Below are 21,105 nucleotides of genomic sequence, written 5' to 3' on the forward strand. Positions count from 1 at the left end.
ATGATAGTTTACAGTTAAGGCCATTTGGCCAGGTATGCCAAATGGCCTGGAAACAATTATATCATTTGTTTTATGTTGTCAAGGTCGGGTAGTATTTTCTCGCTTACGCTCGAAAATCTCCACCCTTTCCTTGACAACATAAGGTTTTACATTTTAAACAGTAAAAATTTGGATATCTATATCATACTTTCCTTTAAAAAAGTGTTGCATTTAATATTGCAATTTAGAGGCAAAAATAAAATTAAAAGGGTTCTTGACTTAAGAAAGCAAATATCATATAATAATAAGCGTCACTGGGTTGAATATAGGGGAGTAGCTCAATTGGTAGAGTAGCGGTCTCCAAAACCGTTGGTTGCGGGTTCGAGTCCTGCCTCCCCTGCCAAAAAGGAAAGGAGTAACAAAACACTTCTTTCCTTTTTTATTTTTCTAGCGGGAATCGAATGCTAATTTAATGGATTTCCATTACGAACATAAATAGGTATAAACAGCTTTTGACCTACTCTTATATTGCAGCTTTTAAGTCCGTTGGCTTCCCTTATCTGGCGTATGTACTCCCGGATATCGGTGTGCGGCGGCAAGGTGCGCTCAGCAATACGCCAGAGGGTGTCCCCCTCTACTATCTCCACCTCTACCCAATCCATATCGCTGGCAGCTTTTCCTCCGTTCCATACAGCCGCTATGAGCGAAATAAACAGGGCTATAACTGTTGTCAGAAATATGCAAAACCTGGTTTTGGATTTGATCCTGATTTGCCTTGGCACAGCGTTTACCTCCTCATACACGTAAATCCGAACTTATGTTCGTGCTTTTGTCCATATTTTACCCGAACTTATGTTCGTTGTCAAGGAGGTAAAACGCGAATTTGCGAACATGTGTTTGATTTTACGCCACCAGCGTGATATAATAATGACATCCAGCAAACATGGAAAGGGGTTTAGCAACAGTCATGTACCAAAACATCACCGACAAGCAGCGAAAGGTACTGGAGTTTATAAAGAAAGAGCTCAAAACCAAGGGATATCCGCCTTCGGTACGCGAGATATGCGAAGGCTTGGGCATAAGGTCAACATCCACTGTGCATGAATATCTTGAAAGGCTCGAAAAGAACGGTTTTATACGAAGGGATCCCACAAAGCCCAGGGCTATAGAGATCCTGGAGGACACCACCTTTTTATCCAAAAAAGAGGTGGTCAATGTTCCCATTGTAGGCCAGATAACCGCGGGCAGGCCCATACTGGCGGTTGAAAACATCGAGGATACCTTCCCCATTCCAGCAGAAATGCTGCCGAACAGCCATGTCTTTATGCTGAGGGTCAAAGGCCAGAGCATGATTGAGGCGGGGATTTTGGACGGCGATTACGTGATAGTCAAACAGCAGCCGCACGCTGAAAATGGGGATATCGTGGTTGCCTTGATAGGAGACGAAGCCACCGTTAAGAGGTTTTATAAAGAAAAGGACCATATAAGGCTCCAACCCGAGAACCGTTATATGGACCCCATTCTGGTACGTGAATTGACAATCCTGGGCAAAGTAATAGGTGTAATACGATTTTTCAGATGATATCATCAGATGATATATTGAGATACCCACCAATGATATTAAAACGATATCATGTGAGGCTGATAAATCCTTTATGGCACATTTGAGCCAGCACTTTCATCAAGGCAAGTTTTACGTGCTCATAAGTCAAGCCGCCCTGCAGGTACACCACATACGGCGGTACGAGTGGCGCATCTGCGCTCAGTTCAATGGACGCTCCCTGGACAAACGTGCCAGCAGCCATGATTACCTGATGCTGATAGCCAGGCATATCCCAGGGATAAGGGAGCACATGGCTGTCCACCGGCGAAGCCGATTGTATGGCCTGACAGAAAGCGATGAGCTCTTCTGCGCTCCTCAATCGTATTGACTGTATTATGTCGAATCGCGGTTCATCCCAGCTGGGCGATGCCACATAGCCTAGTTGCTGAAACACCTTTGCCGTCAGCACAGCACCTTTTAGTGCTTCTCCCACCACATGGGGAGCAAGAAATAAGCCCTGATAAAACGGCGTATAAGGGGCAGCGTATGAACCCACTTCCCTACCCACTCCCGGGCAGGTTAGGCGATACGACAGTTTCTCAATGGCTTTGCTGGTACCAACTGCATATCCTCCTGTTGGTGCCAGCCCGCCTCCCGGATTTTTTATAAGAGAACCCACAGCCATGTCTGCACCCACATGGCACGGTTCCAGTTCCTCGGTAAACTCACCATAGCAGTTGTCAACCACAACAAAAACGTCGCTTCTCTTGCTCTTTATATCCTGTATGGCCTTTTTGATGTGCTGCACAGACAGCGAAGGCCTCAGGCTGTATCCCCTTGAGCGCTGTATCAAGACCAGCTTAATCTTCTGGTTTTCCAGCAATGACAGCACGGCCGGCATATCGATATTCCCTCCGGGAGTCAAATCAACCTGCTTGTAGCCCACTCCCCACTCAGCCAGTGAACCGTCAGATGGCTGCTTCCCCAGGCCAATGACCTGCTCCAGAGTGTCATATGGCTTTCCGGTAATCGACAGAATGATGTCACCCGGCCTTGTCAGGGCAAACAGGCAGTCGCTTATGACATGGGTTCCAGAAGCCCACTGGGGGCGCACCAAAGCATCCTGACCTCCAAATACTGCCGCGTACAACCTATCCAGCGTATCTCTTCCTTCATCTCCATACCCGTATCCGGTGGAGGGATAAAAGTGCCTCTGGCTGACCTGGCACTCGCCCATAAATTTCAAAATCCTAGCCTGGTGATACTCCCGCAGCGCATCTATTCGTTCAAATATTGCTTTTATCTTGTCATGGGCGTCTTGGACAAATTCGGCCACCTTTTGTGGTATGTCCAGATCATTGTACAGCTGTTGTATCGATTTCAAACTCAAAGCTACAATTCTCCCCCTTTAAAATGCGAAACCCTTTGGCCAAGCCGCAACACGCTGCGCTACAGCTTATAAAGCCAAAGGATTTCGAACCAGACTCACATAAAAACGTCACAAAGCCGATTTTAACCATCAATTTCCAGCTTCAGAAGAATTTGTTTTTTCCTTGCTGACATTGTTAGCGTTATTATTGGACGCATTGTTGTTATTGACGCTCGCAAAGGTAACCTGTCGGGCTGGGGTTACGGTAGAAACAGCATGCTTATATATCATCATCTGTTTGCCTTCGCTCTCAAACAGGATGATGAAATTGTCAAAACCCTTGATCAGCCCTTTGAGCTGAAACCCGTTGATCAGGTGAATAGTAACAGGTATCCGCTCCTTGCGTAGCTGATTGAGATAAGCATCTTGCAAAAGAATCGTAACCTTGTTCGCCATTTCAATTAACCACCCTTCAAAAATAATATGTAAAATTTATACCTTATTTTGTTATTTTGTTAATATTATACACGATTTTTCAATTGTTTAAAAGATGATTTTGGGAATTTATGTTCAACTTTTCTTTTATATAAGCCAAGCACCGCTTGACCAGGGCTTCATGCGATTCAAACTGATCCACATTTACCCATACGATATCCTTTTGGGCCCTGAACCAGGTGAGCTGGCGTTTTGCATACCGACGCGTCTCCCGCTTCAATATGTATATTGCTTCTTCAAGCGATACCTTGCCCTGGAGGTAATCGATCAGCTCTTTATAACCTAGGCCCTGCATGGATATCATATCCCTAGTATAACCCCTGTCAAGCAGCCGCTTTACCTCATCCAGCAACCCCTTTTCTATCATTTCATCCACTCGCTGGTTAATCCTCTCGTACAGCTTTGCCCTGTCCATGGTAAGCCCTATCATGGCCACGTTATATTTATAGTCCATCTTTTCCAGTTCCTGATTGTATTCCGACATGGGCTTCCCTGTCAGATGATATACCTCCAGAGCCCTGATCACCCTGCGCACATCGTTGGGATGAAGCCGTGCTGCCGTTTTGGGATCCACAGCCTGAAGCTTCTTATGAAGGTATTCTTTCCCCATGGTTTCAGCCTGGCGCTGAAGTTCTCTTCTGAACTCTGGATCATAGGAGGCATCGGTAAAATTCATGGGATACAGCAAGGATTTTATGTACAGGCCTGTGCCCCCCACCACTATGGGAAGCTTACTTCTACTGTGTATATCATCAATTGCCTGGATCGCCAATCTCTGGTATTCCGCCACGCTGAACTCCTGACCCGGATCGATGATGTCCATCATGTGATGGGGTATCCCCTGTCGCTCTTCCGCTGTAGGCTTTGCAGTGCCTATATCCATATACCTGTATATCTGCATGGAGTCGGCCGATACGATCTCTCCGTTCAAAGCCTTGGCAAGCTCAATGGACAGCTTGGTCTTTCCTACAGCAGTTGGCCCTACGATCACCACCAAAGGCTTTTTCTCCATCTTTCAATTCCCCCTACTGTATCCTTTTGAACTTCTTTTCCAGCTCGTACTTGGTAATGGTTACTACAATTGGCCTTCCATGCGGACAGGTCAAAGGGATCTTTTTGTCCTGGATATCGTTAAGCAGGGACAGAATTTCCCTGTCTGATAGAGGATCTCGCGCTTTTACAGCGTGCTTGCAGGCTATTTTCATTATATCATGTGGTTTGAATGCGATAGAGAGATGTGCATCTCGCTCCCCCTTCCACTGGTCCAAAACATTGTAAAACAGCTCCTTGATACTCGCCCCACTCACTACAGCCGGTATACCTCTTACGGCCCATGCGTTTCCTCCAAACGGCTCCAGCTCAAATCCCAGCGATTTAAAGGCCTCCAGAGCCTCCTGAAGCAGTATGTGCTCATCGTGTGAAAGCTGGATTACTACGGGAGGCAAAAGCTGCTGGCTGGCCACGTTGTGTTGAGCCATGCTCCTTTTAAGCTGCTCATATATCAGCCGTTCATGGGCCGCGTGCTGGTCTATGAAAAACACGCTGTCTTCACTTTCTACTATGACATAGGTTGAAAAGATCCTTCCAACAATCTTAAAATTTACCAGCCCATTTATATTATGCTCATAAATTTTTCGGTCTAAACCTTCACTGGCATATTTTTTCTCCTGTTGCTCAAAACGGTCGTCATATACATAGACATGCCTGACCTGCTCCGGCCTTGTTAAAAACGATACCTGTTCCTGCTTAAGTTTTAGCTCTTGAGAGCTCACATCAACCTGATCAATTTCCTTGCCATCTTGATTTGGGGCATCAGGATGGCTTGCTTCTTGAATGTCCTCGTGTTTTATATCAGGAATATATGGGTGTGCATCTAGTGCTTCCCTGACCCACTGGAATATGAGCGAGTACACCTCTTCTTCCTGCCTGAACCTTATCTCGGTCTTTGCGGGATGTACGTTTACGTCAACCTGGCTGGCTGGTATGCTTATATGCAGAACAGCCCACGGAAAGTGATGAAGGGGCAGATAAGAGCGATGGGCTTCCTCCAGGCTCCTCGACAGCAGAGGGCTTTTTACGTAGCGCCCATTGACAAAAAACGACTGGTGATTGCGGTTCATCCTGGCAAGCGATGGCCTACCCAGGTACCCATAAATCGATAAACCGCTCTTATCGTCGCTTCTGTCTATCTTGATGACCTGCCCCCTTACTTCCCTTCCATATACCGATATTATGGCCGACAACAAGTCGCCATTTCCCGGGGAATGGTATACAGCCTTGCCGTTGTTTATATAACGAAAGGAAATCTCTGGGTGAGCAAGTATGAGCTTAGCCACCAGATCGCTGATATATGCCGCCTCCGTTCTGGGGGCTTTGAGGAATTTAAGCCGCGCCGGCGCATTGTAGAATATATTTCTAACGATTACTGTGGTGCCCTCAGGGCATCCCACCTCCTGTACCGATATAACGTTGCCACCGTGATTTATGACGTGGGTACCCGACAGGGAGTTGCGCGGCCGTGTGAATATCTCCACCTGCGAAACAGCCGCTATGCTTGCCAGCGCCTCGCCTCTAAACCCCAGAGAATGGATTTCATAAAGGTCGTCGCTAGACTTGATCTTGCTGGTGGCATGGCGTTCAAAGCAGAGCCGGGCATCCTGCTGGTCCATCCCTTCTCCGTTGTCGGTAACCCTGATGAAGGGTATGCCGCCATCTTTTATCTCTATCGTAATGGCAGAGCTGCTGGCGTCTATGGAGTTCTCCACCAGCTCTTTTACTACCGAGGCCGGCCTTTCAACTACCTCGCCCGCCGCTATTTGATTTATGGTAAACTCATCCAGTATGTTGATTTTGGGCAAAGGATCCCCTCCTATTGCTGTTTGGCCTTCTCGACCAGGCGGTACAGAATGTTCATCGCCTCAATGGGAGTGATGTTCAAAACGTCGATGCTTTTAAGCTCCTCTTCAATCTCCGATGGCCTTGGGATAAAAAATGAAAGCTGCTCACCCGTAGGCTTTTTCTCGGCTACATAGGAGGTGGCAGCAGAGCTTTTCCTGGCGATGTCAGATTCTTCAAGCTGGGACAGTATGGCCTTGGCCCTTTCAATGACCGGTTCAGGCAGGCCGGCCAGCCTAGCCACCTGTATCCCAAAGCTCTTGTCAGAACCACCTCTCACGATCTTCCTTAGAAATATGATGTTATCCCCCTGCTCCTTGACGGATACGCAGTAGTTTTTGACGCCCGGCAGCTTGCCCTCCAGCTCGGTGAGCTCGTGATAATGGGTGGCGAACAGGGTCTTACAGCCCAGAGACTTTTGCGTGCAGATATATTCTATCACGGCCCATGCGATGCTGAGGCCATCGAATGTGCTGGTCCCTCGGCCGATCTCATCCAGAATGAGCAGACTGTCTGGAGTGGCGTTGTGCAGTATGTTGGCCACCTCGTTCATCTCAACCATAAAGGTGCTTTGACCGGCAGCCAGGTCGTCCGATGCCCCTATACGCGTGAATATTCTATCTACTATGCCGATTTTGGCCTCACGGGCAGGGACAAAGCTGCCTATCTGGGCCATGAGCACTATGAGGGCCACCTGCCTCATGTAAGTGCTTTTCCCGGCCATATTGGGGCCGGTGATTATCATCAGGCGATGGTCCATCTTGTCAAGGTATGTGTCATTTGGCACAAACATGCCGCTGGATAAGGTCTTTTCCACTACCGGGTGCCGCCCCTCTTTTATGGAAATAACGCCATCGGTGGTAATTTGGGGGCGCACATAATCGTTCTCTATGGCCACCTTTGCCAGGGAACAGAGAACATCCAGAGTCGAGATTATTTGAGCTGTGGCCTGTATCCTGTAAACGTGCCTGGCAATCTCCTCCCTTATTTTCAGAAAGATCTGGTATTCCAGCTGAACGCTCTTTTCCTCTGCACCCAAAATGGTGTCTTCCATCTCTTTAAGCTCGGGAGTGATATATCGTTCGGCATTGGCCAGGGTTTGCTTGCGTATATAGTATTCGGGCACCATATCGTAATATGACTTGGTAACCTCGATATAGTAGCCAAACACTTTATTGAAGCCCACCCTCAAGTTCTTTATGCCGGTTTTCTCCCTTTCCTTCTGCTCGAGAGAAGCGATCCATTCTTTGCCCTCACGCATGGCTCTTCGGTACTGGTCAAGCTGGGCGTCGTATCCGTCCTTTATGATATTGCCATCCTTGATGGTGGGCGGAGGGTCTTCGGCAATGGACTCCTCAATCAAGTTGTATATGTCATCCAAGGTATCCAGGTTAACGTATGCATCTTTGAGTATGGCAGACTTGCAATGCTCCACCAGCTTTTTTATATCGGGTAGATTCTTCACCGACTGCTTGAGGGAGAGCAGGTCCCGTGCGTTGGCAGTGCCGTAAGATATGCGTGCCATCAGCCTCTCAAGGTCGTAGACACGCTTCAGCATGGCGCACAGGTCATCCAGCAAAATCCTGTCGCTGCAAAGCTCCTCAACCCCATCCAGCCGGTACTCTATCTCTTCCTTTTTTATGAGGGGTTGCTGTATCCACTTCCTTATAAGTCGGCCACCCATGGCAGTGCTGGTCTTGTCAAGCAACCACAGCAGCGAACCCCTTTTGTCCTTCTCCCGTATGGTCTCGGTAAGCTCGAGGTTTCTCCTGGTGGCGGCGTCAAGCACCATGTAGGACTCAAGGTAATAGGGCTTAATGCGGGTTATATGGCGCAGGGCGTTTTTTTGCGTCTCGGTCAGGTACTCCATCAGCGCGCCGGCTGCACAGATGCCGTAACCCATGTGCTGACAGCCAAACCCTTCCAGGGAATGCACCGAAAAGTGCTGTATGAGCTTCTGGTATGCGGAATTATAGCTGTATGCCCACTCGTGGTAAAGGGTGATAAAGGGCGAACACCGTTCTTTCAATGTGCCCAGCAGGTGCTGATCAAGCTCGGCGCTCTGGTTTATCAATATCTCTCGTGGAGCGACCCTGGATAGCTCGTCCAACAATTTAGCTTGAGCATTCTGCCCTGTGATCTGGCTAACGTAGAATTCACCAGTTGACACGTCCACTATTGAAAATCCGAAATTCGGTCCGTCCTTGAATATGGATACAAGGTAGTTGTTGTTCTTTTCCTCCAGCATGGAGTCTTCCAGCACCGTACCTGGCGTTATAACCCTTACCACCTGCCGTTCCACCAGGCCCTTGGTCTCTTCAGGATCCTGCATCTGTTCGCATATGGCAATTTTGTAGCCCTTTTCGATTAATCTGGCAATGTACCCCTCAACCGAGTGATAGGGAACGCCGCACATGGGGGCGCGCTCTTTCAAGCCGCAATCCCGGCCGGTCAGCGCTATTTCCAGCTCTCTTGAGGCTATTACGGCATCGTCAAAGAACAGCTCGTAAAAGTCCCCCAGCCTAAAAAAAAGAAGAGCGTCTTTATATTGCTCTTTGATTTTCATGTATTGCTGCATCATGGGAGTAAGGCCAGCCATACAAAAACCTCCCCATCATCAACCACGTAATCGCTTTCAACCATTGTCGCTGCAACCAAGCTTTGATATTCTATCACACTAAAACTCCATCCAGCGTCCAGGCTTTGGGAAGCGTAATCTTCACATTTACAAGCTGTCCTGTCAGCCCTTCATCCCCTTCGAAGTGCACCAGCTTATTTGTACGTGTTCTACCCGACAGCTTTTCGGGATTGTTCTTGCTCACACCTTCCACCAGCACCTCAACAACCCTGTCCAAGTACTGTTGATTTTTGGCTTTGCTTATCTCGGTCTGGAGTTCTATCAGCCTGTTTAGCCTGTCCTTCTTGACATCTTCATCCACCTGATCAGGCATAGTAGCAGCCGGCGTACCCCGCCGCGGAGAGTACATAAAAGTGAACGCCGAATCGTACTGCACCCTTCTCACCATGTCAAGGGTATCTTGAAAGTCCTCTTCGGTCTCTCCCGGGAAACCGACTATTAGGTCCGTGGTAATGGCTATGCCGGGAATCCTCTCGCGAAGCCTGTCCACCAGCTTGAGGTAGTCCTCTCTGGTATAATGCCTGTTCATCTTGCGAAGTATGCGATCGCTCCCAGCCTGAAGCGGCAGGTGAATGTGCTCGCATACCTTTTCGCATTCCGCCATCGTATCTATGAGGTCCTGGGACAGGTCCTTGGGATGGGAGGTAACAAACCTGATCCTCTCAATACCATCAATTTTATTCACGTCCCTCAGCAGGTCGGGGAACAGGTACTCACCGCCCAGGTCCTTGCCATAGGAATTCACGTTCTGCCCCAGCAGGGTAATTTCTTTGTAACCTTGCTGCGCCAGTTCTCTGGCTTCGTCTAATATATCCTGGGGTCTTCGGCTCCTCTCGCGGCCGCGAACATACGGAACGATGCAATAGGTGCAGAAGTTATTGCAGCCGTACATTATGGTGATATAGGCCGATACGCCTGTGGCTCTGCGCGGCCTTAACCTCTCTATTATTCCTCCTTCTTCATCCAGCACTTCCACAACCGGATGTTCAGTTGACAGGGCTTCGTACAGCAGCTTGGGGAAATGGTGCAGGTTATGCGTGCCGAACACCAGATCCACAAACGGAAACTTCTTTATGAGCTCCTCGGCCGCTCCCTTTTGCTGCATCATGCACCCGCAAACGCCAATGACCAGGTTTGGCTTTTTGCGCTTATATGGCTGCAGTGCCCCTACGTTTCCGTAGACCCTCTGTTCGGCATGCTCGCGTACACAGCAGGTATTGAAGAGTATGAGGTCGGCTTCTTCAATGTTGGGCGTCTCCTGGTACCCCATTTCAAGCAGCATGCCGGCCAGCTTTTCGGAATCATGGACGTTCATCTGGCAGCCATATGTCACTATATGGTATTTAAGATTCCTATCATCTGTCAGCTGCCTTACAGCCTCGATGTAATCCAGTTGTTCCACCCTTATCGCCATTTTAGCCTCCCTTGCATCTCCTTTTTACGTTTCATTGATTATTATATCCTGGTACACAGCTTTATGCAAGCTACAACCTCAAGACGCGTCATAACTAGTGCCATCCAGCACATTTTCACGGCCCACCACCGCAATGGCCATGGTATCGGGAGATAGAACTTGGTCTACCACTCTCATCACGTCATCCATTGTGGCATTTTCAATCTTGGCAAGTATCTCCTCGGGGGTCCTTACCACTCCCAGGAGCAATTCAGATTTCCCTATCGCGTTCATCCTGCTACTGCTGCTTTCCAGCCCTAAAATGTAGTTGCCTTTCAGTTGTTCTTTGGCGGTATTGAACTCATCGCGGGAAATACCCTCTGTCTTGACCTTCTGTATCTCCTCCATGATCAAATCTGCCACCTTCTTGGCCTGCGATGGCTTCATGCTGGCATAGATGGTAAACAGGCCACCGCAGGTGTAAAAAGACGGATAGGACATGACGGAATACACCAGCCCCTTGTCCTCCCTTATGTTCTGGAAAAGCCGTGAGCTCATGCCTCCGCCAAAGAGGTTGTTGAATATCATGAGAGGATACGTATCGTCCTGTCCCAGCGGTATCCCTGGATACCCAATGCACATGTGTACCTGCTCTATATCCTTCCATTTAAAGAGGTTCCTCGACTGATAAAGGGGCGCCGGGACGCTACATTGTCCTACAGTATAGTCTGACTGTTTCTTCCAATCCCCAAAAAATTTCTCTAACAAATCGATCAACTGCTGTTCATCAAAGTTGCCAGCTACCGATATCACCGTATTTTGCGGCAAATATTTTTCATCCAAAAAAGAAACCAGCCTCTCACGGTTGAGGTCAAGTATGAATCTTTGGCTGCCCAGTATGGAATTTGCCAGCGGGTGCTTGCCCACCAGGGCTTCGGCCAGCAGGTCATGTACCAGATCCTCTGGCGAATCCTCATACATCAGTATCTCTTCCAGCACGACGCCCTTTTCCTTTTCCATCTCAACGGGGTCCAGCAAGGAATTGATGATCATATCCGACAGGACGTCTATGGCCCGCGGCAGGTGTTCATCGATCACGTTGCTGTAATAGCAGGTACATTCCTTTGCCGTAAAGGCGTTCAGCTGGCCTCCCACAGCATCCATGGCCTGGGCGATCTGCTTGGCAGTACGGTTTTTGGTACCTTTAAAGAGCATGTGCTCGATAAAATGCGGCATACCGCTGCTCTCAAAATCCTCGTAAAGAGAGCCCACCGCAAACCATACACCTATAGATACCGAACGGAAATATGGAATTTTCTCTGTTACGATTCGTATCCCATTGTCGAGTTGATATCTCTTATACATCCATTTCACCTTTCCTGTTTGACTTTTTAATTTCAGAGAGTATTTTATCAAAATATCACGGATGATATGGCTTTTCATTCATTCAGCAAATCGGATATACGCCCAATCTCGTAACCCCTCTGGCGAAGGCCATTTATGATTAGCGGCAGCGCCTTTATGGTGTCTTCCGTCGGGTGCATCAAGATAAAAGCGCCGTTGTGGGGATTTTTAAACACCCTCTTAATGATGCTGTCGACTCCGTCGCCTCTCCAGTCAATGGTATCAATGCTCCACATGATGGTCTTGTACCCCAGGGACCGAGCAGCCTGCAGGGTGGCACTGTTGAAATCCCCGTAAGGCGGTGCAAAAAGGCGGGTCTTAACCCCTGTTATCCTTTCTATCGCCTTTTCGGCCTTCATTATCTCCTCGCGATTTTGTTCTAAGTCGAGCTTGCTGTGGTACTTATGGCTGTACCCGTGGTTGCCCAGCTCATGCCCTTCCTGTACCATTCTCTTCAGCAGCTCGGGATTTTGCTCGGCCCATTGCCCGCCTATAAAAAAGGTGATCTTTATGCCGTGTTGTTTGAATATGTCCAGCATTGCGGGCACATACTCGGTACCCCATACCACGTTGCACTCAAATGCAACCCGGGGCTGAGATTCATCTCCCTTGTATATTGGGTTTCCCGATGAGAGGTAGCTGAGCACGTACAGCGCTTCACCACGCCCTGAAGACAGAATAAAGGCTATTAGTGCGGCCACCGCGAAGCACAGGATCAAAGTCTTTTTCCTTAAGACGATAATCATAAAATCTTTTCACCCCTGAACAAAAATGTTCCATTAAAATAGGTATTCAGCGGGTGAAAAGATATATGATAAAAATAAAATAAAACATAAACTGTTAAAACAGTTTATGTTTTATTTCTGGTTTCTCCTTAAAGAAGAACTACCTGCTTTGCGCTGATGGTGTTGAGGCGATCGCCTGTTCACTTCGCTTTTTGGAGGAGGTGGCAAGACATCCTTTCTTGAGAGGTTGATGCGTCCCAGTTCATCGATGTCGGTTACCTTAACGGTAATCTCATCACCCACCTTTACCACATCTTCAACCCGTCTGACCCTTTCGTGCGCCAGCTTGGAGATGTGAACCAAGCCTTCCTTCCCTGGCAGTATTTCAACAAACGCACCGAAATCAGTAATTCGCAGCACTTTCCCGGAATAGATCTGGCCCACTTCCACATCCCTGGTTATGTTCTCTATCATGGTCAGCGCCTTCTTTGCATCCTCTATGTTGGGAGAGTAAATATACACCCTTCCGTCCTCTCGTATATCGATCTTTACACCCGTTTCGCTTATTATCCTGTTAATGGTCTTACCGCCAGGGCCGATCACCTCCCGGATCTTCTCAGGGCTGATGGTGGTGGAAACAATCTTTGGTGCAAAAGGCGATACCTCTTTTCTCGGCTCGGATATGACCTGCATCATCTTATCCAGTATAAATAAGCGTCCTTCCCGTGCCTGCTCCAGAGCCATTTCCAGTATGTTTCGGTCAATGCCCATTATCTTGATGTCCATCTGTATTGCGGTAATGCCTTTTGCAGTGCCGGCCACTTTAAAGTCCATATCACCTGTAGCATCCTCTAATCCCTGGATATCGGATAGTATCACCACTTGACCGGTTTCTTCGTCCTTTATCAATCCCATGGCTATTCCAGCTACCGGCGCTTTTATGGGTACACCCGCATCCAGGAGAGCCAGTGTACTTCCGCACACGCTGGCCTGAGAGGTGGAACCATTGGAGCTCATCACTTCAGATACCAATCGAATGGTGTATGGGAACTCCTCTTCGCTGGGAATCATGGGTTCCAGCGCCCGTTCTGCCAACGCGCCGTGACCTATCTCGCGCCTACCTGGACCTCTCATTGGCCGCGCCTCGCCTACACTGTAGGGCGGGAAGTTGTAATGGTGCATATAACGCTTGAAGTCCTCTTCCCACAGCCCGTCCAGTACCTGCACATCGCCCAGCGCCCCCAGAGTGCAGGTGGTGAGCACCTGAGTCTGCCCACGCTGGAACAATGCCGAACCATGGGTACGCGGGAGCAACCCCACTTCACAGTGTATGGGGCGGATCTCCTTTGGCGTCCTCCCGTCAGGCCTTATGCCCTCTTTGAGTATCATGGTGCGAACGACTTCTTTGGTTATTATGTTGAGCACTTCCTTGATATCGGCCTCTTTTTCAGGGAAGGTCTCTGCAAAATGCTCCAGCACCTCTTTCTCTACCGCGCTCATCCTTTGTTCGCGTTCACGTTTGTCGGGCGTTCTGACGGCTTCCCTTATCTTTTCGGTGGCATATTCCCTTACCTGCGCTTCAACCTCGGGGTCGGGTGCATACAGCTCAACCTGGCGCTTGGGCTTCCCAACCTCCTGAACGATCTTTTCCTGGAATTCCACCAGCTCCTTGATATACTGGTGAGCAAACATTATTGCATCCAGCATCTCAGCCTCGGTTACTTCATTTGCTCCGGCCTCTACCATGAGTATGGCATCTTTTGTGCCCGAAACGATCAGGTGTAGCTTGCTCTTCTCCCTCTGCTCACTGGTGGGGTTGATGATAAACTGCCCATCGATCATTCCCACAGCCACAGAACCCGTGGGTCCAAAGAAGGGGATATCCGAAATGCTCAATGCAATGGAGGAACCCAGCATGGCAAACACATCAGGTGGATAGTCAGGGTCTACCGATAAAGCCATAGCCACTATGTGTACATCGTTGCGGTACCCTTTGGGGAACAGAGGCCTCAGAGGCCTGTCGATCAGCCTGGCGGTCAATATGGCTTTATCGGTGGGCTTACCTTCCCTCTTTATAAATCCTCCAGGGATGCGCCCTACAGCATACAGCTTTTCCTCGAAATCCACGGTAAGCGGGAAGAAGTCTATCCCTTCCCTGGGTTCGTCGGAAGCTGTAGCCGACACAAACACTACGGTATCGCCGCACTGTACAGTACAAGCACCATTTGCTTGTTCAGCCAGCTTTCCTACCTCAACCGTAATTTTGGCACCTGCTACCTCTGTGGTGTATATCCTGTGTTCCATCCCCAACCATTCATCTCCTTTCATGCTTAAATTCTTGTTATTTGTTATAAGTTTATCCAATCAAAAATTAAACTACATCTAGTTTATCTTATCCGTCAAATTTATATCTTCTTACTTTGAAAAAATCTTTCTATTATCAGTTATCATCGGCGTTATTCCCTAGGTAGCGTGTGAGGACATTACACGCCTCAGCTCAGCCACCATTATTAAACAGATACATAATAAGCAATGGAGCGGGCATCCCCGCTCCACCTTCTATCTCTATTTCCTCAAGTTCAGCTTTGACACAATAGCACGGTAACGCTCAATGTCCTTCTTCATGAGGTAATTGAGCAAAGCGCGTCTCCGGCCTACCATCATGAGAAGTCCTCTACGAGAATGATGGTCCTTTTTGTGTACCTTCAGGTGTTCAGTCAAATGATTGATCCTCTCGGTCAGCAATGCAATCTGCACTTCAGGAGAACCGGTGTCATTCTCATGGAGCTTATAAGCATCGATGATTTGCCTCTTCAATTCCTTGTCCATTTCTTTGTTTCACCTCCATTGCATTCTAATATAATCGCCACAACCTTAGTATTACGCCGGAGGCACGTAAAACCAAGGAAGTGGTTGGTTGCCCGAATGTTATTTTATCACACCTTGAACATTTTGTAAATGAGATTTTTGGCTGCAGCTACATCGCATTCCATCTGCTGCACCAGCTCCTGCTTTGAAGGAAACCGCCTCTCCTCCCTTATATATCTCAAGAAGTATAGCCTGACGTGTTTGCCGTACAGCTCTCCACCATGATAATCTAAGAAAAAGGTCTCTATATGCAATCCAGACTGGTCAAACGTGGGGTTTTGACCCACGTTGGTAACGCCCCAAAAACACTGGCCATCCAGATTACAGCGCGTCAGGTACACACCAAACTTAGGGATCACTATGTTTTTGGGTCCAATATCCAGGTTGGCAGTAGGATGCCCCAGCGTTTTTCCCCGACCGGCCCCGCGAACTATTTGGCCGTTGATGGAATAAGGCCTTCCTAGATACTGCCACGCCTTTGCCACATCTCCCTGCTGTATCATTTTGCGAATTAAACTGCTGCTGACCACCTCTCGGCCCACCTTGACAGGTGGTACCACCACAACTTCAAACCCCATTTCTTTACCCATTCGGATTAAGAGCTGTGCATCACCGCTTCCATTATGGCCAAAACGGTAGTTATATCCTACCACAATGAAGCGTACATCGTATTTTTCAAGCAAGTACCGCTGTATGAACTCCCTGGGCGCTGTGCGCGCAAATCCCTCATCGAAATTGTTGAGGACAAGGATGTCCACTCCCATCCTATGAAACTCCAGTATCTTCTTGTTAAGGTTCATGATCTGCGGCGGAGCTTTACGCGGTGGCAAGCAGCTTAAAGGGTGTTGCTTGAATGTATATACCATCGCAGTATAGCCATAGCGGCGCTTTATCTCTTTTAGACGCCGAATCAGGGCCTTATGCCCCTTATGAATTCCATCAAACATTCCCAGCGCGATGGCTACAGGATATCCCAGCGAATGGTCACTTTTCTCATTAAATATTACCTGCATAGCCGCCCCCTTACACCAGTACTTTGTCCATTTTTATATGGATGTAATCCTCCTCCAACTTGACCATTCCTATTCCTATGAACTCCCCCCTGCAGTATACCCTTATAGGGACCTGGTGGTCCAACTTCTCAAGCTTTAAGGCCCGAACAGCCAATTTAACGGGATTGCCGTTGATCAGCTTTTGATAGTGTGTGGATGGGACATCGACCCTTTCAAACCCCTCGACCGCTTTATCCATGGGTATGACGACTTTATCCAGTTCTCCCTTTAAAAGATGTTTCGCGATTTCGTGTAGCGTATAGGAATCATCGATGGTGTACCTTCCTGTGCGGCACCTCAGCAAAAAGCCCATGTAAGCACCACAACCCAACATGCGTCCTATATCCCGGCATAGAGATCGTATATAGGTACCCTTGGAGCACTCAACCTCAAACAGAACTCTGTTGGGCGGCAGGTATTGCAGTATGGTATTTCGGTAGATGGTCACTTCCCTCTCCAGCCCCGAGATATCCAGCTGCTGGCCCTGCCGCACATATTCATACAGCTTTTTACCCCTGTATTTTATAGACGAATGCATAGGTGGTAACTGCTTGAGGCGCCCCCGAAATTCTTCAAATGCCCTCTTTATATCCTCAAAACTCGGATAATCATTCGAAGTCGAAATGACCCGTCCATACGAATCCAGAGTATCAGTCTCGGCCCCTAAGATTATCTCGCAGCGATAGACCTTGTCCTCCTCAACGATGAGGCTGGCCAGCCTGGTGGCTTTGCCAATGCAGACAGGTAGGACGCCGGCAGCTCCCGGATCTAAAGTGCCGGTATGACCTACCTTCTTGACTTTAAGCAATCTGCGAAGGTATACCACCACATCGCTGGAGGTCATCCCCGGCGGTTTCAAGACATTGATAACACCGTCCAAACCGATGGTACATCAACCCCTTTTCATTCTAGCATGCCTTTTAGTGCTTCCAAGATCTGCCCTTTTGCCTTTTCTATACCTGCGTTTATCAAACATCCAGCTGCCCGTGCATGGCCGCCCCCACCGAATTTTGCGGCCAAAGCGCTTGCATCAACGGTACCTTTGGTACGCAGGCTAACCTTGGTCTTGTCTTTTTCCGCCTCCTTGAACAGTGCTGCACACTCTACCCCCACGATATCTATGCCATAATTGATTATTCCCTCGGTATTGTTTTCGTCAAGCCCGACCTCTTCTAGCATAGCCTTGCTTACCGTCAAAAAGGCCACCCTGCCGTCACAATGCATTTCCAGGGAACCCAGCACCTTTGCCAGCAATCTCACCCTGGCCAGCGTGGTATTTCTAAACAACAACCTGGTCAACCTGTCCACATCAAGACCGTATTCGATGACCTGTGCGGCTATTCGATGGGCTGCAGGGGTGGTATTGCTAAACCCAAAGCCACCTGTGTCGGTGGCAACACCGGTGTATACCGCCTCATGGACCGGCAGGGAAAAATAATTGCCGTCCATCTCCCGTATCAGGTCAAAGACCAGCTCGGCGGTTGAGGAAGCCCCTGGTTCCACGACGTTGATGCAGGCATACATGGTATTGGTTGCATGGTGGTCGATGTTTATGGTACAGGATGTCTGCTTGAGGAGATAGGCTGCATCCCCCAGCCTCCCCTCATCGCTGCAATCCAGGCACACAACCGCATCATAATAGGTGGAATGCGCTTGACTTTCGCCATTTTCGCCTGGCCTCACAAAATTCTGGATACCCTGCAAAAAGGCCAGGCTTTCGGGCGGAGCATCATGGCAGTACAGCTCAACCGTTTTTCCATGGTCCATCAAAAAATTTGCCAGTGCAAGACAAGAACCAATGGTATCGCCATCAGGAGATATGTGGGCTATGATGGCAAACCGCTTGCCCCGTTTTAAAGCTTCGACAACAGGCAACAGCTTAATGGCCCTCATTGGTTCTCATCCTGTTCTTTTTTCTTTAGTTCCTCAATCTTTTGGGCTATGTGTATGCTGTACTCTATCGATTCATCCAGTACAAAGCGTATTTCGGGAACATATCGCAGTCCCAGTCTCTGTCCCAGTTCTTTCCTTATAAATCCGGTTGCGCGATCCAGACCTTCCATGGTTCTCTGCTTTTCTTCCTTGTCCCCCAGCACGCTCACGTATATTTTAGCATGGCGCAAATCTTTGGATACCTCAACCTTTATAACGGACACCATGTCGGTAATACGAGGATCCCTTACATGGTTGCGCAGTATATCGCTAAGCTCCCTTTTGATCTCTTCAGCTATTCTTTTTGCTCTCTGATATGACATATCAATCACCCGCTTATTTCATTCATTTTGAACTTCTTCCTGGGTAAAAGCTTCAATTATATCGCCTTCCTTTATATCATTGAAATTGCTTATGCCTACACCGCATTCGTAACCGGCTGCCACTTCCCTGACGTCATCCTTAAATCGCTTGAGGGAGGCTATTTGCCCCTCGTGAACCACTATGCCATCCCTGATAATGCGCACCTGGGCACTCCTTGCTATTTTCCCGTCTGTCACATAGCAACCGGCAACCGTTCCAACTCCGGATATTCTGAAGGTGGTTCGTACTTCTGCATGCCCAAGCACCACTTCACGGTAAGTCGGCTCAAGCATACCTTTTATGGCAGCCTTCACGTCTTCAATGGCGTCGTATATCACCCGGTACAGCCTTATATCTATCTTCTCCTTTTCAGCCAGCTCCGTTACGCTGCTTGGCGGACGGACGTTAAATCCGATGATTATCGCGTTAGACGCCGATGCCAGCATTACGTCTGACTCGGTGATGGCGCCCACGCCGCTGTGTATGGTCCGTATGCGTACTTTATCAGTTGAAAGGCGTTCAAGCGCCTGTTTAATGGCTTCGGCCGTACCCTGAACATCTGCTTTGATGATAAGCTTCAGCTCTTTTAGCTCGCCCTGTTCAATCTGGTTGAAGAGGTCATCCAGCGATGCCTTGAGGGCAGAACGGGCACTTGCCTCCTTCGTCTTCTCTTTACGCTCCTCAGCCACCTGTCTTGCCAGCTTGTCGTCCTCCACTGCATACAGTATATCTCCAGCTTCGGGCACCTCCGAAAAGCCCAGCACCTCAACCGGCACAGAAGGGCCCGCGCTTTCCAGCCTTCTGCCGTTGTGGTCCATCATGGCCCTCACGCGACCGTAGGCCGTCCCTGCCACGATTGCATCTCCCACGCGAAGGGTTCCATTTTGAACCAACACTGTAGCAACCGGTCCACGACCTTTATCCAGCTTTGCCTCAATGATGGTACCCTTAGCAAGCCTGTTAGGATTGGCTTTAAGCTCCTGCATCTCGGCCACAAGCAGGATCATCTCCAGCAGATTATCAATTCCCTGCTTTTTGAGGGCAGATACAGGTACCGCTATGGTATCGCCGCCCCACTCCTCAACCAGCAAGCCTTGTTCTGCTAGCTCGCGCTTTACGCGTTCAGGATTGGCAGTTGGCAGATCAATTTTATTGATGGCCACTATGATAGGCACATTGGCTTCTCTGGCGTGGTTGATGGCCTCTATGGTCTGCGGCATAACGCCATCATCGGCTGCTACCACCAACACGGCTATATCGGTAACCTTTGCACCCCGCGCCCTCATGGATGTAAATGCTTCGTGACCGGGCGTGTCTATAAATGTAATGTATTTCCCGTTGACCTCCACCATGTAAGCACCGATATGCTGTGTAATCCCCCCGGCCTCCTGTTCGGTCACGCGGGAGTTGCGTATGGCATCCAGCAGCGATGTCTTGCCATGGTCGACGTGGCCCATAACTGTGACCACCGGTGGCCGTTCCTGCAAGCTAGCAGGGTCGTCTTCCACGTCCTCTTGCACCAGCATTTCCTCAAAGGAAACCGTGGGCTTTTTCTCAAGCTCAATGCCAAACTCGCTGGCCACCAGCGCAGCCGTATCGTAATCCAGCTCTTGATTTATTGTAGCTAATACGCCCAGCTTCATAAGGTGCTTTATGATCTCTGCTACCTGTATACCTATGGTCTCAGAAAGCTCCTTTACCGTTATCCTATCTCCGATGGTAATGGCTTTCTTCCTCTCGGCGGTAACAGGAGTCTTTTGCTGAGCTGCCTGCTGCGCATTCTTGTTCTTTTTCTCCTTCTCTCTCAAAAGCTTATTGTAAACCGAAGGATGTTCCTCTTCCCAGTAATCCTTCTTGGTCTTTTGAGCTTTGGCCTTTCCTGTTTCAGCAGAGGTCTTGGCAAAACCTTCCTCTTTCCCTTTAGCAACATCTGCTTTTTTATCTTTGCTTTGAGCAACTGCCTGTTGAGAGAAGAACTCGTCTATTACGTTCTTTGCTGGTTTGTCTTTAGGTCTAGGACGCCGCTTCCTTGACGGTCTACCTTCTTCCTGAACAGCCTGATTATCCTCTTGCCTGCGATTCTCTTCCTGCTTTCGAATATCCTCCTGCCTGCGGCTCTTTTCTTCCTGTCTCCGATTGTCCTCCTGTCTGCGACTATCCTCCTCCTTGCGTCCCTCCTCCTGCCTACGCCTGCCTTCCTGTCTGCGGCTTGCTTTCCTGCTGTCGCCCTCCTGCTGGCTTTGCCTTGCCTTTTCAGCTTTCAATGCCTCAGCCTTCTTCCTTTCCTCCATTTCCTTTGCCTGCTGCTGCAAAGCGTTCTCTATATCCTTTATCTTGTTTAAATAATCATCTATATCCTTGTTGAGCGCTTTTATCTTATCAAGCAGGGACTCAGCATTTTTTCTTACCTTTTTGGTTGTAACATAAACGTTTATATCTGACATTCATA

The 21,105-nt window shown here is 48.7% G+C and carries 17 protein-coding genes and 1 tRNA gene; 2 read left to right on the forward strand and 16 right to left on the reverse strand.

The window, feature by feature from the left end; translation table 11 throughout:
- Positions 1–306: 306 nt before the first annotated feature.
- Positions 307–382 (forward strand) — tRNA-Trp (locus tag KVG29_RS08055).
- A 61-nt stretch (positions 383–443) separates the two neighbouring features.
- Here the strand turns inward: KVG29_RS08055 and KVG29_RS12510 are convergent.
- A complete protein-coding gene (locus KVG29_RS12510; protein ID WP_252227724.1) occupies positions 444–761 on the reverse strand; it encodes a LysM peptidoglycan-binding domain-containing protein in 318 nt (105 codons plus the stop codon).
- A gap of 185 nt (positions 762–946) precedes the next feature.
- On the opposite strand from KVG29_RS12510, the gene lexA reads away from it, so the two are divergent.
- A complete protein-coding gene (gene lexA, locus KVG29_RS08065; protein WP_338084633.1) occupies positions 947–1,561 on the forward strand; it encodes a transcriptional repressor LexA in 615 nt (204 codons plus the stop codon).
- A 49-nt stretch (positions 1,562–1,610) separates the two neighbouring features.
- Here the strand turns inward: lexA and KVG29_RS08070 are convergent, their stop codons facing one another.
- The 15 genes from KVG29_RS08070 to infB form a co-directional block, all read right to left on the reverse strand.
- A complete protein-coding gene (locus tag KVG29_RS08070) occupies positions 1,611–2,912 on the reverse strand; it encodes a methionine gamma-lyase family protein (protein WP_252227726.1) in 1,302 nt (433 codons plus the stop codon).
- A 129-nt stretch (positions 2,913–3,041) separates the two neighbouring features.
- Positions 3,042–3,347: an RNA chaperone Hfq gene (gene hfq / locus KVG29_RS08075; protein WP_252227727.1), complete on the reverse strand. Its 306-nt coding sequence runs from the start codon at positions 3,345–3,347 to the stop codon at positions 3,042–3,044.
- 79 nt (positions 3,348–3,426) lie between these two features.
- Positions 3,427–4,398: a tRNA (adenosine(37)-N6)-dimethylallyltransferase MiaA gene (miaA, locus tag KVG29_RS08080; RefSeq protein ID WP_252227728.1), complete on the reverse strand. Its 972-nt coding sequence runs from the start codon at positions 4,396–4,398 to the stop codon at positions 3,427–3,429.
- A gap of 13 nt (positions 4,399–4,411) precedes the next feature.
- Positions 4,412–6,244, reverse strand: a complete 1,833-nt coding sequence (gene mutL, locus KVG29_RS08085) for a DNA mismatch repair endonuclease MutL (RefSeq protein WP_252227729.1) — start codon at positions 6,242–6,244, stop codon at positions 4,412–4,414.
- 11 nt (positions 6,245–6,255) lie between these two features.
- Positions 6,256–8,880: a DNA mismatch repair protein MutS gene (mutS, locus tag KVG29_RS08090; RefSeq protein WP_252227730.1), complete on the reverse strand. Its 2,625-nt coding sequence runs from the start codon at positions 8,878–8,880 to the stop codon at positions 6,256–6,258.
- Between the two features lie 73 nt (positions 8,881–8,953).
- Positions 8,954–10,333 (reverse strand): tRNA (N6-isopentenyl adenosine(37)-C2)-methylthiotransferase MiaB, encoded by a 1,380-nt coding sequence (gene miaB / locus KVG29_RS08095; RefSeq protein WP_252227731.1) that lies wholly within the window; start codon positions 10,331–10,333, stop codon positions 8,954–8,956.
- A 78-nt stretch (positions 10,334–10,411) separates the two neighbouring features.
- Complete coding sequence (locus tag KVG29_RS08100; protein ID WP_252227732.1) at positions 10,412–11,677, reverse strand: M16 family metallopeptidase; 1,266 nt, start codon at positions 11,675–11,677, stop codon at positions 10,412–10,414.
- Positions 11,678–11,751: 74 nt separating this feature from the next.
- Complete coding sequence (locus KVG29_RS08105) at positions 11,752–12,462, reverse strand: polysaccharide deacetylase family protein (protein ID WP_252227733.1); 711 nt, start codon at positions 12,460–12,462, stop codon at positions 11,752–11,754.
- Between the two features lie 111 nt (positions 12,463–12,573).
- Positions 12,574–14,745 carry a polyribonucleotide nucleotidyltransferase gene (locus KVG29_RS08110; RefSeq protein ID WP_252227805.1) on the reverse strand — a complete coding sequence of 724 codons (2,172 nt, stop codon included), beginning with the start codon at positions 14,743–14,745 and terminating at the stop codon, positions 12,574–12,576.
- Positions 14,746–15,006: 261 nt separating this feature from the next.
- Positions 15,007–15,270, reverse strand: a complete 264-nt coding sequence (gene rpsO, locus KVG29_RS08115; protein WP_025746638.1) for a 30S ribosomal protein S15 — start codon at positions 15,268–15,270, stop codon at positions 15,007–15,009.
- Between the two features lie 107 nt (positions 15,271–15,377).
- On the reverse strand, positions 15,378–16,322 hold the full coding sequence (locus KVG29_RS08120) for a bifunctional riboflavin kinase/FAD synthetase (RefSeq protein ID WP_252227734.1): 945 nt from the start codon (positions 16,320–16,322) through the stop codon (positions 15,378–15,380).
- Positions 16,323–16,332: 10 nt separating this feature from the next.
- Positions 16,333–17,241 carry a tRNA pseudouridine(55) synthase TruB gene (gene truB / locus KVG29_RS08125; RefSeq protein WP_252227735.1) on the reverse strand — a complete coding sequence of 303 codons (909 nt, stop codon included), beginning with the start codon at positions 17,239–17,241 and terminating at the stop codon, positions 16,333–16,335.
- Positions 17,242–17,264: 23 nt separating this feature from the next.
- Positions 17,265–18,254 (reverse strand): DHH family phosphoesterase, encoded by a 990-nt coding sequence (locus KVG29_RS08130; protein ID WP_252227736.1) that lies wholly within the window; start codon positions 18,252–18,254, stop codon positions 17,265–17,267.
- On the reverse strand, positions 18,251–18,616 hold the full coding sequence (gene rbfA / locus KVG29_RS08135; RefSeq protein ID WP_252227737.1) for a 30S ribosome-binding factor RbfA: 366 nt from the start codon (positions 18,614–18,616) through the stop codon (positions 18,251–18,253). Before rbfA ends, KVG29_RS08130 begins: the two co-directional genes overlap by 4 nt.
- An 18-nt stretch (positions 18,617–18,634) precedes the next feature.
- A complete protein-coding gene (gene infB, locus KVG29_RS08140; protein ID WP_252227738.1) occupies positions 18,635–21,100 on the reverse strand; it encodes a translation initiation factor IF-2 in 2,466 nt (821 codons plus the stop codon).
- Positions 21,101–21,105 lie beyond the last annotated feature (5 nt).

The sequence above is a fragment of the Caldicoprobacter algeriensis genome, from assembly GCF_023838525.1.
Taxonomy (GTDB): Bacteria; Bacillota; Clostridia; order Caldicoprobacterales; family Caldicoprobacteraceae; genus Caldicoprobacter; species Caldicoprobacter algeriensis.